The 15,387-nt window shown below is 72.1% G+C and carries 13 protein-coding genes; 6 read left to right on the top strand and 7 right to left on the bottom strand.

Annotation, left to right across the window (positions count from 1 at the left end; translation table 11 throughout):
• The first annotated feature begins 20 nt into the window (after positions 1 to 20).
• Positions 21 to 1,397, top strand: coding sequence for a hypothetical protein (locus AB0316_RS14535; RefSeq protein ID WP_366273732.1), 1,377 nt, complete (start codon positions 21 to 23; stop codon positions 1,395 to 1,397).
• Positions 1,398 to 1,573: 176 nt separating this feature from the next.
• Here AB0316_RS14535 and AB0316_RS14530 read toward each other — a convergent pair whose 3' ends face one another.
• The 3 genes from AB0316_RS14530 to AB0316_RS14520 form a co-directional block, all read right to left on the bottom strand.
• Positions 1,574 to 2,860 carry an MFS transporter gene (locus AB0316_RS14530; protein WP_366273731.1) on the bottom strand — a complete coding sequence of 429 codons (1,287 nt, stop codon included), beginning with the start codon at positions 2,858 to 2,860 and terminating at the stop codon, positions 1,574 to 1,576.
• On the bottom strand, positions 2,857 to 3,306 hold the full coding sequence (locus tag AB0316_RS14525; protein ID WP_366273730.1) for a MarR family transcriptional regulator: 450 nt from the start codon (positions 3,304 to 3,306) through the stop codon (positions 2,857 to 2,859). The genes AB0316_RS14530 and AB0316_RS14525 overlap by 4 nt, the downstream gene beginning before the upstream one ends.
• A 154-nt stretch (positions 3,307 to 3,460) precedes the next feature.
• On the bottom strand, positions 3,461 to 4,966 hold the full coding sequence (locus tag AB0316_RS14520) for an NCS2 family permease (RefSeq protein ID WP_366273729.1): 1,506 nt from the start codon (positions 4,964 to 4,966) through the stop codon (positions 3,461 to 3,463).
• A gap of 58 nt (positions 4,967 to 5,024) precedes the next feature.
• On the opposite strand from AB0316_RS14520, the gene AB0316_RS14515 reads away from it, so the two are divergent.
• Entirely contained in the window at positions 5,025 to 5,324 is a 300-nt protein-coding gene (locus AB0316_RS14515) for a DUF2530 domain-containing protein (protein ID WP_366273728.1), read from the top strand.
• Positions 5,325 to 5,346: 22 nt separating this feature from the next.
• On the opposite strand, the gene AB0316_RS14510 is transcribed toward AB0316_RS14515, so the two are convergent.
• The 3 genes from AB0316_RS14510 to AB0316_RS14500 form a co-directional block, all read right to left on the bottom strand.
• Positions 5,347 to 6,264 (bottom strand): DUF3027 domain-containing protein, encoded by a 918-nt coding sequence (locus tag AB0316_RS14510; protein ID WP_366273727.1) that lies wholly within the window; start codon positions 6,262 to 6,264, stop codon positions 5,347 to 5,349.
• A gap of 4 nt (positions 6,265 to 6,268) precedes the next feature.
• Positions 6,269 to 6,664, bottom strand: coding sequence for a cold-shock protein (locus AB0316_RS14505; protein WP_366273726.1), 396 nt, complete (start codon positions 6,662 to 6,664; stop codon positions 6,269 to 6,271).
• Between the two features lie 148 nt (positions 6,665 to 6,812).
• Entirely contained in the window at positions 6,813 to 7,754 is a 942-nt protein-coding gene (locus tag AB0316_RS14500) for an aldose 1-epimerase family protein (protein WP_366273725.1), read from the bottom strand.
• A gap of 89 nt (positions 7,755 to 7,843) precedes the next feature.
• Between AB0316_RS14500 and AB0316_RS14495 the strand changes: the two genes are divergently transcribed.
• Positions 7,844 to 10,105, top strand: a complete 2,262-nt coding sequence (locus AB0316_RS14495; RefSeq protein ID WP_366273724.1) for a helicase-associated domain-containing protein — start codon at positions 7,844 to 7,846, stop codon at positions 10,103 to 10,105.
• A gap of 146 nt (positions 10,106 to 10,251) precedes the next feature.
• Here the strand turns inward: AB0316_RS14495 and AB0316_RS14490 are convergent, their stop codons facing one another.
• Positions 10,252 to 11,184, bottom strand: coding sequence for a hydroxymethylglutaryl-CoA lyase (locus AB0316_RS14490; RefSeq protein WP_366273723.1), 933 nt, complete (start codon positions 11,182 to 11,184; stop codon positions 10,252 to 10,254).
• 61 nt (positions 11,185 to 11,245) lie between these two features.
• Here AB0316_RS14490 and AB0316_RS14485 point away from each other — a divergent pair, with 61 nt between their 5' ends.
• The 3 genes from AB0316_RS14485 (at position 11,246) to AB0316_RS14475 (ending at position 15,315) form a co-directional block, all read left to right on the top strand.
• Entirely contained in the window at positions 11,246 to 12,898 is a 1,653-nt protein-coding gene (locus tag AB0316_RS14485) for a DNA repair helicase XPB (RefSeq protein WP_366273722.1), read from the top strand.
• A gap of 166 nt (positions 12,899 to 13,064) precedes the next feature.
• A complete protein-coding gene (locus tag AB0316_RS14480; protein WP_366273721.1) occupies positions 13,065 to 13,787 on the top strand; it encodes a response regulator transcription factor in 723 nt (240 codons plus the stop codon).
• 13 nt (positions 13,788 to 13,800) lie between these two features.
• The gene (locus AB0316_RS14475) at positions 13,801 to 15,315 is read left to right on the top strand and encodes a HAMP domain-containing sensor histidine kinase (RefSeq protein ID WP_366273720.1); all 1,515 of its coding nucleotides are present in this window, start codon (positions 13,801 to 13,803) and stop codon (positions 15,313 to 15,315) included.
• The last annotated feature ends 72 nt before the right edge of the window (positions 15,316 to 15,387 follow it).

Genomic DNA, 15,387 nt, shown 5'->3' with positions numbered 1-15,387 from the left:
CCGACGCACGAGGAGTTCCCATGGTTCGCATCGTCCGCGCGGGCACCACCGCGCGCCGGGTCGCTGCCGCCGTCCCGGTCATCGCCCTGGCCACGGCAGGCATCACCTTCGCCGCCACCCGCGGCAACGACACGGTGGCACCTGCAGCGGCGTCGGCGATCACCGTGCCCGACCAGCCCATCACCGGGGGCAGCCCGCTCTACCCGCAGGCCGGGCCGGCGCCCGCCCCGATGCAGCTCCCACCGATCTACCAGACCTACACCTCCGACTACGCCCGGGTCGGCGTGCCCGCCGACGCCAAGGGCGCGGTCACGGCCATCGACTCCCTCGCCCCCGTGCGCCTGGACGCGAACGGCATCCCCTCGGTGGCGCTCGCGGCCTACCAGCGCGCGGCCGGCGTGCTCGACGGCATCAAGCCCGGCTGCGGCATCGACTGGGCGCTGCTCGGCGCGATCGGCCGCGTGGAGAGCAACCACGCGCAGTACGGCGGCAACGTCCTCGACACCCGCGGCATCGCCCGACCCGGCATCATCGGCATCCCCCTCGACGGCTCCAACGGCACGGCGCGCATCACCGACACCGACGGCGGCTCGCTCGACCACGACTCCGTCTTCGACCGCGCGGTCGGCCCGATGCAGTTCATCCCGAGCTCTTGGCGGATGGCCGGGCGCGATGCCGACGGCGACGGGGTGGCCAACCCGCAGAGCCTCACCGACGCGGTCACGGGTGCGGGTGTGCTCCTGTGTTCGGGCGGGACCGACCTGCGCAAGCCGGGGGCCGCCTACCAGGCCGTGCTGCGCTACAACCAGTCCGACAGCTACGTCCGCACCGTGCTGTCCATCGCCGATGCCTACCGCCGTGGCGTCACCGTCGTACCGATGAGCGCGCTGCCCGCCGCGCGCCCCGCCGCAGGCACCGGCACGGCCACCCCCGCCGGCTCCGGATTCGCGTATGCCGTGTCGCCGGCCCCCCAGTCGACGGCTTCGTCGAGCGCAGACCCCACACCACGCTCCTCGGCGAAGCCGTCCCCCTCCCCCTCGAAGACGGGCAAGCCGTCCACGACGCCGGCACCTCGGCCGAAGCCCGACCCTGCCCCCAAGCCGACCCCGACGCCGAGCAAGGGCCGACCGGGCCTGCCCGTGCCGCTGCCCTCCGTGCCCGGCGTCCCGCTGCCCTCGGTGACGGTCCCGGTGCCGAGCCTGCCCAGCGTGCCCGGCGTGCCCTCCCCGACCCTGCCCGCCGAGATCGTGCGACTGCTCGCGCTCCCGCACCTGCCGCTGCTGAGCGGCGACCCGAAGAACCTCGTCCGGGTGCTCGACCCCCTCAAGGGCAAGGTGGTGTGCGTCCTCGTCGACAAGGTCGTGACGTGCCCGTCGTCGGGCGGACTGCTCCCCTGACGCGGACGAGCTGATCGCACTGGAGAACGGCGAAGCGGCCACCTCGATGAGGTGGCCGCTTCGGTGCGTCGTCGGTGCGCGTGCCCGCGATCAGCGGTTGACGACCGCCGCCACGACCGCGATGAGCAGGAAGAGCGCCAGCGCGGCGACCGTGACCCGGTGACGGAACTTGAAGCTCACTTCGTCACCTCGGGTGTCGTGGGCACGGGCGAGGCGAGCTGGATGCGCAGACGCGGGCGCCGCTGGGTCTGGATGGTCACCGCGACATTCTGCCTACGGGTGAACCACAAGGCCACTGCCAGGAGGCTCAGGCCGACCGCGACGGTGCCGATGGCGATCGTCCATCGGGGTCCCCACACGTCGCCGATCCACCCGATCACCGGTGCGCCGACCGGGGTGCCGCCCATGAAGATCGCCATGTAGAGGGCCATGACACGGCCGCGCATGACGGGGTCGACGCTGACCTGGACCATGGCGTTGGCCGTGGTCAGGGCGGTCAGCGCGGACAGCCCGGTCGGCACGAGGAAGACGGCGAAGAGCACGTAGTTCGGGGCCGTCGCGAGCAGGGCGGTCGAGATGGTGAAGCCGGCCAGCGCCACAAGCAGCACGCGAAGCCGCGGCCGGGCCCGGCGCGCCGACAGCAGGGCCGCGGTGAGCGAGCCCACGGCCATGATCGAGCCGAGCAGGCCGTACTCCCCCGGGCCCTTGTCGAAGACCTTCGTGGCCATCAGCGCCATCGTGATCTGGAAGTTCATGCCGAAGGTCCCCAGCACGAACACGAGCGCCATGACGAGGACGATGTCGGGGCGGCCCTTGACGTAGCGCAGGCCCTGGCGGATCTGCCCCTTGCCCCGGGCCCGCGGCGACGGGGTCAGCAGGCTGGCGTTCATCCGCAGCAGCGCGACGAGCACGAAGACGAAGGTCGCGGCGTTGGCGAAGAGGGCCGGCGAGAGGCCGAACCACGCGATGACCAGGCCCGCCACGCCCGGGCCGATGAGGCGACCGAGGTTGAACGAGGCGCTGTTGAGCGCGACCGCGTTGGGCAGGTGCTCCCTGTCGACCATCTCGGAGACGAAGGTCTGCCGCGCCGGGTTGTCGACGGCCGTCGCGATGCCCTGGAGGAAGGCGAGCAGGTAGACGTGCCAGAGCTGGACGACGCCGGTGGCGGTGAGCACGGCGAGGGCCAGCGCCGTCAGCAGCAGGGCGCTCTGGGTCAGGAAGAGCAGCCGACGCTTGGGGAAGCGGTCGACGAGCATGCCCGCGAAGGGCGCCAGCAGCAGGAACGGCAGGAACTGCAGCCCGGTGACGATGCCGAGCGCCGAGGACGAGTGGTTGGTCAGGACCGTCAGCACGAGCCAGTCCTGGGCAACGCGGCCCATCCACGTGCCGACGTTGGAGACGATCGCGCCGGAGGCGTAGATGCGGTAGTTGGGGATGGAGAGCGAGTGGAAGGTGGGGCTCACTTGCTCGCCACCTTCGACAGCACGACGGCCGCGCGCTGGAGCAGCTCGCGCTCCTCGTCGGTCAGGTGCTCGAAGCGCGAGAGCATCCACTCGTCGCGGTGCCGGCGGATCCGCCGGAGCACCTTGAGCCCCTCGGGCGTCAGGGACAGGATCACCTGCCGGCCGTCGGTGGGGTCGTCGGCACGGGACACGAGTCCGAGCTCGACGAGCGCGCTCGTGGTGCGCTTCATGCTCGGCGCAGAGACGCGCTCGATGTCGGCGAGCTCGCTGTTGGTGCGCGGCTCCTCCTCGAGGCGGACGAGGACGGAGTACTGGTGCGGCGGCAGCTCGCGGTCGGATTCGAAGCGGACCCGGCGCGAGATGCGCATGCAGGCCAGTCGGATGTCGTTGGAGAGGGAGACGAGCTCAGCCCGGGAGAGCTGGGTGGTCAGAGTCTTGGTACGCAAGTGGGTCCTCGGAAGTGCAGTCTGGGCGATAGTTACCTTAACTCATTACCTCTGCTAATCATTCCCGAGGCCGGACGCCCAAGTGGATCGCCCACCACGCGCGAAGGCCCCCTCCCGGTCGGGAGGGGGCCTGACGGCATACGTTCTCGGTGACTCAGCTGAAGAGGGTCTGCAGCGGCGTCTTGATGAAGTAGACGACGAAGAAGGCGGCCACGACCCACAGCAGCGGGTGGACGTCGCGGGTGCGGCCACGGACGATCTTGACGAGCACCCACGCGATGAAGCCGGCCCCGATGCCCACGGTGATGTTGTAGGTGAACGGCATGAGCACGATCGTCAGGAACGCCGGCAGCGCGATGTCCATGTCGTCCCACTCGATGTTCTTGACCTGCGACATCATCAGGAAGCCGACGATGACGAGGGCTGGCGCCGCGGCCTCCGACGGGACGACCGCGAACAGCGGCGCCAGGAAGGTCGCGAGCAGGAAGAGCACCCCGGTCACAATCGCCGCGAGGCCCGTGCGGGCGCCCTCCTCGACACCTGAGGCCGACTCGATGTAGGAGGTGTTGCTGCTGACACCACCGGCGCCACCGGCGATGGCCGCCACCGAGTCGACGACGAGGATGCGGTCGGTGTGCGGCGGGTTGCCGTCCTCGTCGAGCAGCTTGGCCTCGGTGCCGATCGCCACGACGGTGCCCATGGTGTCGAAGAAGTCGGCGAGCAGCAGCGAGAAGACGAACATGATCGACGTGACGACGCCGATCTTGCTGAACGACCCGAGCAGGCTGAACTGTCCGAGGATGCCGAGGTCGGGGGTGTTGGTGATGCTGTCGGGCAGCTTGGGCACCGTCAGCGCCCAGGCCGACGGGTTGGTCAGGGCGCCGGTCTTGTCGAAGACCCGCGGGCCGATGTGGAAGATCGCCTCGAGCACGATGGCGAGCACCGTGGCCCCGACGATCCCGATGAGGATCGCGCCCTTGACCTTGCGGATCAGCAGCATGGCGATGAGGAAGACGCCGACGACGAAGACGAGGGTGGGCCAGCCGTCGAGGCTGCCGCCGATGCCGAGCTCGCTGGGGACCGTGCCGGGGGTGCTGGGTCGGCGCGCGAAGCCGGCGTCGATGACGCCGATGTAGGCGATGAACAGGCCGATGCCGACCGAGATCGCGACCTTGAGCGTGCCCGGGATCGCCTTGAAGACCGCCCTGCGGAAGCCGGTCAGCACGAGGACGAGGATGATGATGCCCTCGATGACCACCAGGCCCATGAGGTCGGCGTAGGTGATCTTCTCGCTCGAGTGGGTGACCACCATGCCGGCGATGAGGCCGTTGATGCCCAGACCCGCGGCCAGGGCGATCGGGAAGTTGGCGAAGAGTCCCATCAGGATCGACATGACGCCGGCCACGACAGCCGTGCCCACGGCGACGAGCAGCTTGCTCTGGATGGGGTCGGTCGTGCCGCCGATCAGGTTCCCGGAGCCGTCGATGGCGCTCGAGAGGATGATCGGGTTCAGCACGATGATGTAGGCCATCGTGAAGAAGGTGACGACGCCACCACGGACCTCACGCGCGACGGTGGAGCCGCGCTCGGTGATCTTGAAGAAGCCGTCGAGCCCCGACCGTGTCGGCGTCGGGGTCTTGGTGCGCGTTTGCGTCGACATGCGGCACACCTTAGTGGCGGCATGATTCGGGCACGAAACGAGACCCTAGGCTGTGGGCGTGACCGACGAGACCACCCCCGCCGCGGACCCCGCGCCGTCCGACGCGGCGGCCGGGCAGCCCCGCCCCGAGGGCGCCCGCGCCGACGTGATCGAGCCGCTGCGCGTGCCGATGCTTCGGATCATCGAGGTCGGGCTCGCCGCGTGGCTCGTGGCACTCGTCGTGACGCTCCTGGTGCCGGCACTGCACGAGGGCGACCGCTCGTGGTGGCCGTGGACGTGCGTGGCCGGCTTGGCGCTCGGTGCCCTGGGCTGGGCCTACGTACGCCGGGGGCGTGGGAACGCTCGCGACGCCGCCTGAGCGACCCCCGCGCCGTCGGACGTCAGTCGGTGACCGGGTCGTCCGAGCCGTGCTGCTCCTCGCCCGAGTCCTGCCCGGACTCCTCCGCGGACTCCTCGGCGGCCTCCGCGGACTCCTCGGAAGGCTCCTCGGAGGACTGCTCGGAGGTGCGCTCGGACGAGGCCTCGGGAGCCTGCTGCTCCGAATGCTGCTGCGCCGGCTCGAGGTCGACCGCGAACTCGTCGACGATCGGCTCCCCCACCGGGGTCGGCTCGGGGTGCTCCATGTCGGTCTCGGAGTGGGCGCCGCAGCCGTGGTCGAGCGAGACGACCCGACCGTCGGACGGGCTCCACTCGTTGGCGCAGACGCCGAAGGTCACTCGCAGCGCCCCCGCCATCGGCAGGAAGTAGCCGCACGTCGTGCACCGGGCCGTGGCCTTGACGGCCACCTCGGAAGCAGGGCCGTTGTCGCCGGAGTACCACCGGGTGGCGGCTGCCTCGCGGCCCTCGGCCGACAGCACGCGCGGCCGACCGAGCCCGAGCTCGAAGAAGGCCATCTGGTCGACGTCCTCCTCCCCGGTGGCCTCGAAACCCGCCTCGAGGTAGGGGTCGTCGGGCCGGAAGGGCAGCACGTCGCCGGCGCCGAGGTCGCCGGGAGCCAGCCGGTCGGCATACGGCAGCCACTCCGGCGCCAGCACGGCGTCGGGACCGGGCAGCAGGTTCGTCTCGCAGACCGTGGCCACCTTGGCGCGCGGCACGCGCGCCACGCTGACGCCCCAGCGCCAGCCGCGGTAGCCCGGCGACGTGCACTCGAACCAGTGCATGCCGAGGCGCTCCTCGAGCAGGTCCATGCCGAGGTGGGCGCCGACGGTGCCGGGCTCGGCGATCTCCTCGAGGGCGCTGCGGGCGAGGTCGACGGCGGCGAGCAGGACGGCGTCGGTCCGGGCTGCGGTCACGGTCATCGGGTCACTTCTCCAGCTCGTCGGCGAGCCCGCGCAGGGCCCGGGCGACGTTGGAGGCGAGCTTGCGCTCCGGACGGCGCCCGGCGCGGTAGCCGTTGCCGACACCGTCGAGCAGCTGCACGACGTCCTCGATGATGACGACGAGCTCCTCGGGCGACTTGCGCGTCTGCGCCGACTTGTTGGCGGCCACCGACTGGACCGGGTCGAGCACCTTGACCGACAGCGCCTGGGCGCCCTTGCGGCCCTCGACGATGCCGAACTCGACCCGCACGCCCTTCTTGAGGGTCGTGACCCCCGCGGGGAGGGCGTTCGCGTGCAGGAAGACGTCCGCGCCCGAGTCCTCGGAGATGAATCCGAAGCCCTTCTCCGCGTCGTAGAACCTGACCTTGCCAGTCGGCACAGTCCACCTCGTTCAGATCTCGGTCGGCCGTCCGACGACGCGACTCGATGGCGCTCCTTGCGCTCCCGTCCAGCCTAACTGCATCGCGCAACGCGAATTCCCGCCCCGCGCAGGTTCTCCCCCCGAGGGCGTATGCCGTGTGTCCGGGTCAGGCGGGGCTGATGCCCCAGGTGCCCGTCCACTCCTCACCGGGCTCGAGCACGACGAGGTCGCGGCCGGAGTTGAAGGCGTCGGCGGGGCAGCTCATCGGCTCGACGGCGATGCCGACCTCGCCCTTGCGGTCCTCGGCGATGGCGGTGAAGACCTGCAGCCACGGGAAGGAGGCGTCGGCCCACAGCGTCGCGCCCCGGTCGGCCGCCGCCACGGTGACGCGCCACATGCCGTCGTCGTCGCGCAGGACATCGGTGTAGGCGGTGTCGAGCGTCACCTCCCCCACACGGTGCGGCTCGCGGAAGTCGCACGGCTGCCCGTCGACCGGGTGCGTGGCAGCCGGCAGCAGGCGGTCGTCGACCTCCACCCAGGTGGCTGCCGGGACGTGCAGCTCGACGTCGGGCAGCTGCGTGTCCCCGATCGCGAGGTAGGGGTGGGCGCCGTAGCCGAAGGGCGCCGCGGTCGGCCCGACGTTGCGGGCAGCGGCCGTGACGACGAGGCCGGAGTCGTCGAGCAGGTAGGTGGTGCGCAGGTCGAGGAAGTGGTCCCAGCCGGGCTGCGGGTGCAGGCGGTAGCCCACCGTCACCCGGTCGTCCTCGAGCTCGACGAGCTCCCAGAGGGCCCACCGCACGAGGCCGTGGCTCGCATTGCCGCGCGGCACCTCGGTGATCGGCAGCTGGTGCTCGGTGCCGCCGAAGGCGTAACGGCCGTCGCGCAGCCGGTTGGGCCACGGCATGAGCTGCTGACCGCGTCCGGACGCGCACGGCTCCTCGGCGGCGTACCCGGCGACGACGTCGACGCCGTCGCGGCTCAGGGTGCGCAGCCCGCCGCCCACCTCGACGACGGTGGCCTCGAAGCCGCCGTGGCCGATGGTCCACTGCTCCCCGGTCGGCAGCGCCCGGGCGGGCTCGACGGGGGCGGCAGGCGAGAGCGCGCTCATGGGGGCAACGCTAGCGGGCCGTGCGGCGCCGCAGGCCTGGGGCGGGCTTCGGGCGTGGGGCGATCGGCGCGTGGAAGTAGGTTGGGAGGATGGCCACCTCGAGCCGGAGCCTCGCCGACGACATCCGCGGCCGCAGTGACGCAGAGCTGATCGACCTCGTCCTCGCGCGACCCGACCTCGCGCGCCCGGCCCCGGCCGACCTGACGAGCCTCGCAGCGCGGGCCGGCACGCGGGCCAGCGTGCAGCGGGCCGTCGAGGCCCTCGACCGTGGACACCTGCAGGTGCTCGAGGCGCTCGTCGTGGCCGGCGAGGGAGCCGGCCGCGGCGCGGTGCTCCAGCTGCTGGGGTCGGACGACGTCGAGACGGTGGGGTCGATCGTGGAGGACCTGTGGCGCGCGGCGCTGCTCTGGCGCGGGTCCGACGGGGAGCACGTCGTGCGCACCGTGCCGGAGGTGCTCGGCAGCTCGGTCGCCGGGCTGGGTGCGCCGATGCGCGAGCTCCGTCCGTCGTCACCGCCCGAGGACGGCGATGCCGACCACATCCGTGCCGCGCTGGCCGACGCACCCGACGAGGCCCGCACGATGCTCGAGCGCATGACGTGGGGGCCGGCGTTCGGGGTGCTCCCGACGAGCGGGCCCGGTCACACCACGGCTCGCTGGCTGCTCGAGCACCACCTGCTCGTGCCCGTGTCGGTAGACCGGGTCGCGCTTCCGCGCGAGGTCGGGCTCGTGCTGCGCGAGGGACGGCTGCACCGGTCGCTCGAGCTGACGCCGCCGGAGATCGCGGCCCGCCACGTCAGCCTCGTCGACGCCGCCGCCGGTGGCGCGGCGAGCGAGTCGCTCACCCACGTCGACGAGCTCGCCGCCATCTGGGGCGCCGACCCGCCGCGCGTGCTGCGCGCCGGGGGGCTGTCCGTGCGCGACCTTCGGGTCACGCAACAGTCGCTGGACCTCGACCCCGAGCACGCCGCCTTCGTCGTCGAGCTGGCGTATGCCGCCGGGCTCGTCGCCGACGACGGCGAGGTGGAGCCGGTGTGGGCTCCCACGTCGGACCTCGACGAGTGGAGCTCGAGCGAGGGCGGCCACCGTTGGGCCACCCTCGCCACCGCCTGGCTCGCCTCGACCCGCGCACCGCACCTGGTCGGGCGGCGCAGCACGGGCACGGGACCGGCCAACGCGCTGGGTCCGGACGTGCAGTGGCCGGCGATCCGGGCCATCCGGCGCGAGGTGCTGCGCGAGCTGGCCTCGCTCGAGGCGGGGTCCGCCGCCGACCACGACTCCCTGCGCCGGCGCCTCGCGTGGCGGCGGCCCAACCGGTCCGCCGCGGTGCTCGACGAGGCGGTCGAGGCGGTACTGCGCGAGGCCGAGTGGCTGGGCGTCACCGGCCGGGGCGCGCTGTCCGAGGTGGGGCGGGCCCTGCTCGGGTCGCCCACGTCGGTCGAGGACGTCGCGGCAGCGATGTCGCCGCACCTGCCGGCGCCGGTCGACCACATCCTCGTGCAGGCCGACCTCACCGCCGTGGCCCCGGGGCGCCTCGTCGGCGGCCTGGGGTCCTTCATGCGCCTCGCGGCCGACGTCGAGTCGCGGGGCGGCGCCACGGTCTACCGCTTCACCCCCGAGTCGGTCCGCCGCGCGCTCGACGCCGGCTGGACCGCAGCGGACTTCGTCGACACCGTGCGCCGGTCGAGCCGCACCCCGCTCCCCCAGCCGCTCGAGTACCTCGTGTCCGACGTGGCACGCAGGCACGGGCAGACGCGCGTCGGCGGCGCGGCGGCATACATCCGCTCCGACGACGAGTCGGTGCTCGACACCATGCTCGCCTCGCGCGAGCTCGCCCCCCTGCGGCTGCGCCGGCTGGCGCCCACGGTGCTCGTGACCTCCGCCGACCCGCGCGTGCTCGTGGAGCTGCTGCGCGACAACGGGTTCGCACCGGTGCACGAGGGCCAGGACGGCACCGTCGTGCACGCCGAAACCCCCCGCCGCCGGGTCGGGTCGCGTCGCCGGGGCCCCGGACCCATGGTCTCCCCCGTCGACCGGGACCACACGCAGACGCTCGTCGACGGGCTGCGCGCCGCCGAGGCGACGGCCGACCAGCGGCGCGCGGAGGACGAGGGCCGGCCCGGCCCGCGCATCCTGGCCATGGACCCGGTCGTGACGCTCTCGCTCCTGCGCGACGCGGTCGCCGAGCGGCACGGCGTGTGGATCGGCTACTCCGACGGCCACGGCTCGACGAGCCGGCACCTGATCCACCCGCAGCGGGTCGAGGGCGGCCGGGTCCGCGCCACCGACGAGTCGGGCCACGAGAAGTCCTTCTCGGTCCACCGGATCACCGGGGCCACCGTCGAGAGCTGAGCGGCCACATGTGGCCTCTCGACGGTTGGAGAGGGGCCACACGTGGCCTCTCGACTGTTGGAGAGGGGCCACACGTGGCCTCTCGACGGTTGAGGAGGGGCCAGACGTGGCCTCTCGACGGTCAGGGACGGGTGGGGCGGCGCGGGTCAGGCGCCGGTGAGGGCCTTGACGACGCGGGAGGGCGAGGGGCGGCCGAGCTGCCCGGCCATCCAGACCGAGGTCTCGACGAGCTTTTCGAGGTCGACGCCGGTCTCGACTCCGGCGCCGTGCAGGGCCCAGACGAGGTCCTCGGTGGCGAGGTTGCCGGTGGCGGACTTCGCGTAGGGGCAGCCACCGAGGCCGCCCGCCGACGCGTCGACGACGGAGACGCCGTCGCGCAGGGCCGCCATGGTGTTGGCGAGCGCCTGGCCGTAGGTGTCGTGGAAGTGCACGGCGATCCGGTCGGTGCCGATGCCCCTGGCCTCCAGCGCGTCGAGGAGGCGGTGCACGTGCCCGGTGGTCCCGACGCCGATGGTGTCGCCGAGGCTCAGCTCGTGGCAGCCGAGGTCCATGAGCCGCTCGGCCGTGTCGACGACCTGCGCGACCGGCACCGGGCCCTCCCACGGGTCGCCGAAGCACATGGAGACGTAGGCGCGCACCCACATGCCGCCCGCGAGCGCGCGCTTCACGACCGGCTCGAACATCGCGTACTGCTCGGTCACCGACCGGTTGAGGTTCTTCTGCGCGAAGGTCTCCGTGGCCGAGCCGAAGATCGCGATCGCCGTCAGGCCCAGCTCCTCGGCGCGGTCGAGGCCGCGCTCGTTGGGCACCAGGGCAGGCCGTCGGCGACCCCCGCCGTCCGCCCCGAGCGCACCGAGCACCTCTTCGGCGTCACCCATCTGCGGCACCCACTTCGCCGGCACGAACGACGACGTCTCGATCGTCGCGAGCCCGGCCGCCTCGAGCCTCCGAATGAACTCCACCTTCGTGGCCGCCGGCACGACGGTCTTCTCGTTCTGCAGCCCGTCGCGGGGGCCGACCTCGTAGATCGTCACCTTCGCGGGCAGCCCCGTCGCCGCCTCGACCTGTGGGGATCGCATGCGCCCATACTGTCAGCCGTGAGCGGGAACACCGACGCGCCCGGAGGGGTTGGACGAGACGATGAATGACGGACCCCTGATCGTCCAGAGCGACAAGACCCTCCTCCTCGAGGTCGACCACCCGAACGCCGAGGCCGCGAGGCGAGCCATCGCACCCTTCGCCGAGCTCGAGCGCGCCCCCGAGCACGTGCACACCTACCGGATCACCCCGCTCGGCCTGTGGAACGCCCGCGCCGCCGGGCACGACGCCGAGCAGGTCGTCGACGCCCTCATGACGCACAGCAGGTATGCCGTCCCGAACGCCCTGCTCGTCGACGTGGCCGACACGATGGACCGCTACGGCCGGCTCACCCTCGAGAAGGAGGGCCTCGCCGACTCCCCGGAGGGCACCCGCCTCGTGCTGCGCACGACCGACCGGCCGGTGCTCGAGGAGGTGCTGCGGCACAAGAAGATCAAGCCGCTGACCGGCGAGCGCATCGACGACCTCGCCGTCGTGGTGCACCCGAGCGAGCGCGGCACCCTCAAGCAGGAGCTGCTCAAGGTCGGCTGGCCGGCCGAGGACCTCGCCGGCTACGTCGATGGCGAGGCCCACCCGATCGACCTCGACCAGGCCGGCTGGCACCTGCGGCCCTACCAGCAGCAGGCCGTCGACGGCTTCTGGCACGGCGGCTCCGGCGTCGTCGTGCTCCCTTGCGGCGCGGGCAAGACCCTCGTCGGCGCCGGCGCTATGGCCGCCGCCAAGGCGACGACGCTCATCCTCGTCACCAACACCGTGAGCGCGCGGCAGTGGAAGGACGAGCTGCTCAAGCGGACGACCCTGACCGAAGACGAGATCGGCGAGTACTCCGGTGCGCGCAAGGAGATCCGGCCGGTCACGATCGCGACCTACCAGGTGCTGACGACGAAGCGGAAGGGCGCCTACGCCCACCTCGACCTGCTCGACGCCCGCGACTGGGGCCTGGTCGTCTACGACGAGGTGCACCTGCTGCCCGCGCCGATCTTCCGCATGACCGCCGACCTGCAGGCGCGCCGCCGCCTCGGCCTGACCGCCACCCTCGTGCGCGAGGACGGCCGCGAGGCCGACGTCTTCAGCCTCATCGGGCCCAAGCGCTTCGACGCGCCGTGGAAGGACATCGAGGCCCAGGGCTACATCGCTCCCGCCGACTGCGTGGAGGTGCGGGTCAGCCTGCCCGACGGCCAGCGGATGGCGTATGCCGTGAGCGAGCCGGACGACCGCTACCGCCTCGCGTCGTGCTCCGACGCCAAGCTGCCCGTGGTCGAGAAGCTCGCCCAGCAGCACGCCGGGGAGCCGACGCTCGTCATCGGGCAGTACCTCGACCAGCTCCACGAGGTGGCCGAGCGGCTCGGCGCCGAGGTCATCACGGGCGAGACGACCGTCAAAGAGCGCCAGCGCCTCTACGACGCCTTCCGCACCGGCGACATCACGACCCTCGTGGTCAGCAAGGTCGCCAACTTCTCCATCGACCTTCCCGAGGCCAGCGTCGCGATCCAGGTCAGCGGCACGTTCGGCTCGCGGCAGGAGGAGGCCCAGCGCCTCGGCCGCGTCCTGCGACCCAAGGGCGACGGGCGCACGGCGCACTTCTACACCGTCGTCAGCCGCGACACCGTCGACGCGGACTTCGCCGCGCACCGCCAGCGCTTCCTCGCCGAGCAGGGCTACGCGTACCGCATCGTCGACGCCGACGACCTCTGAACCGAACGCCTCGGCCCAGCGGACCCGCGGGCCGAGGCTGACGGCATACGACAGCGACGCCCGCGGTGGGACCACACACCGCGGGCGTCGTCGCGTGCACCGGGCGCGGAGGAATGATCCCAGCGGCTCCCAGCCAACTCCCAGCAAACACGCCGACACTGGTGTCGTGGACACCCAGACAGCACCGACCCCCGAGGCCCGCCTGCTCGTCGTCGAGGACGAGCCGAACATCCGCGAGCTGCTCGCGACGTCCCTGCGTTTCGCCGGCTTCGAGGTCGAGACCGCGGGCGACGGCACGACGGCCCTGACCCTCGCCGAGGAGTCCGAGCCGGACCTCGTCGTGCTCGACGTCATGCTGCCGGACGTCGACGGCTTCGAGGTGACCCGGCGCCTGCGCGACCGCGGCCGCCAGCAGCCCATCGTCTTCGTGACGGCGCGCGACGCGACCGGCGACAAGATCCAGGGCCTCACCGTCGGCGGCGACGACTACGTCACCAAGCCGTTCAGCCTCGAGGAGGTCATCGCCCGCATCCGCGCGGTCCTGCGCCGCACCCGCGGGCAGGCCGACGAGGGCGCGACGCTGCGCTTCCACGACCTCGAGCTCAACGAGGACTCGCACGAGGTGCGCCGCGGCGGGCGGGTCATCGACCTGTCGCCGACCGAGTTCAAGCTGCTGCGCTACCTGCTGCTCAACCCCAACCGGGTGCTGTCCAAGCTGCAGATCCTCGACCACGTCTGGGACTACGACTTCCGCGGCGAGTCGGGCATCGTCGAGTCCTACATCTCCTACCTGCGGCGCAAGATCGACGCCGACGGGCCCTCTCTCATCCACACCAAGCGCGGTGTGGGTTACGTTCTGCGGGTGCCCCCAGAGCTGACCACGACCTGACCGGATGGTCGACGTGACCGCCCATCCGGCGGCCCGGCGTGCCGGACGGCAGCCTGCGGCGTCCCGCCTGCGGGCCATGCCGCTGCGCTGGCGACTGCTCGCGGTCACCCTGGGGCTCATCGCGGTCGCGCTGGCCGTGACCTCCTTGGTGGTCAGCGCCCTGCTCCGCGTCTACCTCGTCAACCAGACGAAGCAGGAGCTGCAGGTCTACTCGGCAAGCCTCAGCTCGATCGACCCGGCGGAGCTGCGCGCTGTGACGCCCCGACTGCCCACCAACTTCACCACGCGGGTGATCGACGTGCGCACGGGGAAGAGCCGCTCGCTCGGGGAGGCAGCGACGGAGCGTGAGCACGCCCAGCCACCGCCGCTGAAGCCCACCAGCCCCGAGGTCGTCAAGCGCGGCGCCACCTTCGAGATCGGCTCGTCCGACGGCGACGCGAGATGGCTGGCCATCGCCCAGCTCAACGAGCCGCACACCGAGATCTACGTCCTCGCCCTCCCCCTTGGGCCGCTCAATCGAACTGTCACCACCTTCCTGCTCTACGCCGCCGGTATCGGGGCCATCACGCTGCTCGTCACCGGTGTGGTCGGCTGGTACCTCGTGCGACGGACCTTCCGGCCACTGACCCGGATCGAGGACACCGCCGCCAAGATCGCCGTCGGCGACCTCACCCAGCGCATCGACGTGCCCGACACCGACGACGAGGTGGCCTCGCTGTCCCGGTCACTCAACGCGATGCTCACCCGCATCGAGCAGAGCTTCGCCGTGCGGGAGGCCAACGAGGCCAAGATGCGACGCTTCATCGCCGACGCCTCGCACGAGCTGCGCACCCCGCTCGCCGCCGTCGGTGGCTACGCCGAGCTCTACCGGCAGGGGGCGCTGCCCACCGGTGAGGCCGTCACCGGTGCCATGGGTCGCATCGAGTCCGAGGCCCACCGGATGAGCGGCCTGGTCGAGGACCTGCTGACGCTCGCGCGCCTCGACGGCGAGCGCCCCCTCGAGTTCCAGCCCGTCGACCTGGCCGTCCTCGCCGCCGACACCGCCCAGGACGCGCGGACGATCGCCCCCGACCGACACATCGTCGCCAGCGGCATCGACGGCCCCATCGAGCCGACCGAGCTGCAGGCCGACGAGCAGCAGCTGCGGCAGGTCGTCACGAACCTCGTGACCAACGCCCGGGTGCACACCCCCGCGACGACCCCGATCGAGATCCTCGTCGGGCACGCCGACGAGGGGCACGTCGCGCTCCACGTGCGGGACCACGGCCAGGGCATACCTCGGCCGGAACGAGCGGACGTCTTCGAGCGCTTCTACCGCGCCGACCGCTCCCGCAGCCGCGGCAGCGGCGGCGGCAACGGCCTGGGCCTGGCCATCGTTCACGCGATCGTCGAGGCCCACGGTGGGCGCGTTGCGATCCAGGACACCCCCGGCGGTGGTGCGACGTTCGTCGTGGAGCTGCCCGTGGCACCGACGCGGGCCATCACCGCTCCGCGCCGGGCATCGGGTCAAGGCACAGCCGATTCCTAGGAAGGCCACAACAGCGACCCAAGCTGGGTAGGTCTCATGGAGGCAAGCGAACCAGCAAGGAGGAGCCAGTCC

It is taken from the genome of Terrabacter sp. NPDC080008, assembly GCF_040702505.1.
Taxonomy (GTDB): Bacteria; Actinomycetota; Actinomycetes; order Actinomycetales; family Dermatophilaceae; genus Terrabacter.
The sequence above is the reverse complement of the archived record's forward strand: the minus strand, read 5'-3'. Positions and strand labels throughout refer to the sequence as shown.

Excerpts from the sequence above, each read along its gene's own strand:
- AB0316_RS14535 (WP_366273732.1), top strand. The coding sequence starts at position 21 with ATGGTTCGCATCGTCCGCGCGGGCACCACCGCGCGCCGGGTCGCTGCC.
- AB0316_RS14520 (WP_366273729.1), bottom strand. The coding sequence starts at position 4,966 with ATGTCGACGCAAACGCGCACCAAGACCCCGACGCCGACACGGTCGGGG.
- AB0316_RS14510 (WP_366273727.1), bottom strand. The coding sequence starts at position 6,264 with ATGACCGTGACCGCAGCCCGGACCGACGCCGTCCTGCTCGCCGCCGTC.
- AB0316_RS14500 (WP_366273725.1), bottom strand. The coding sequence starts at position 7,754 with ATGAGCGCGCTCTCGCCTGCCGCCCCCGTCGAGCCCGCCCGGGCGCTG.
- AB0316_RS14495 (WP_366273724.1), top strand. The coding sequence starts at position 7,844 with ATGGCCACCTCGAGCCGGAGCCTCGCCGACGACATCCGCGGCCGCAGT.
- AB0316_RS14490 (WP_366273723.1), bottom strand. The coding sequence starts at position 11,184 with ATGCGATCCCCACAGGTCGAGGCGGCGACGGGGCTGCCCGCGAAGGTG.
- AB0316_RS14485 (WP_366273722.1), top strand. The coding sequence starts at position 11,246 with ATGAATGACGGACCCCTGATCGTCCAGAGCGACAAGACCCTCCTCCTC.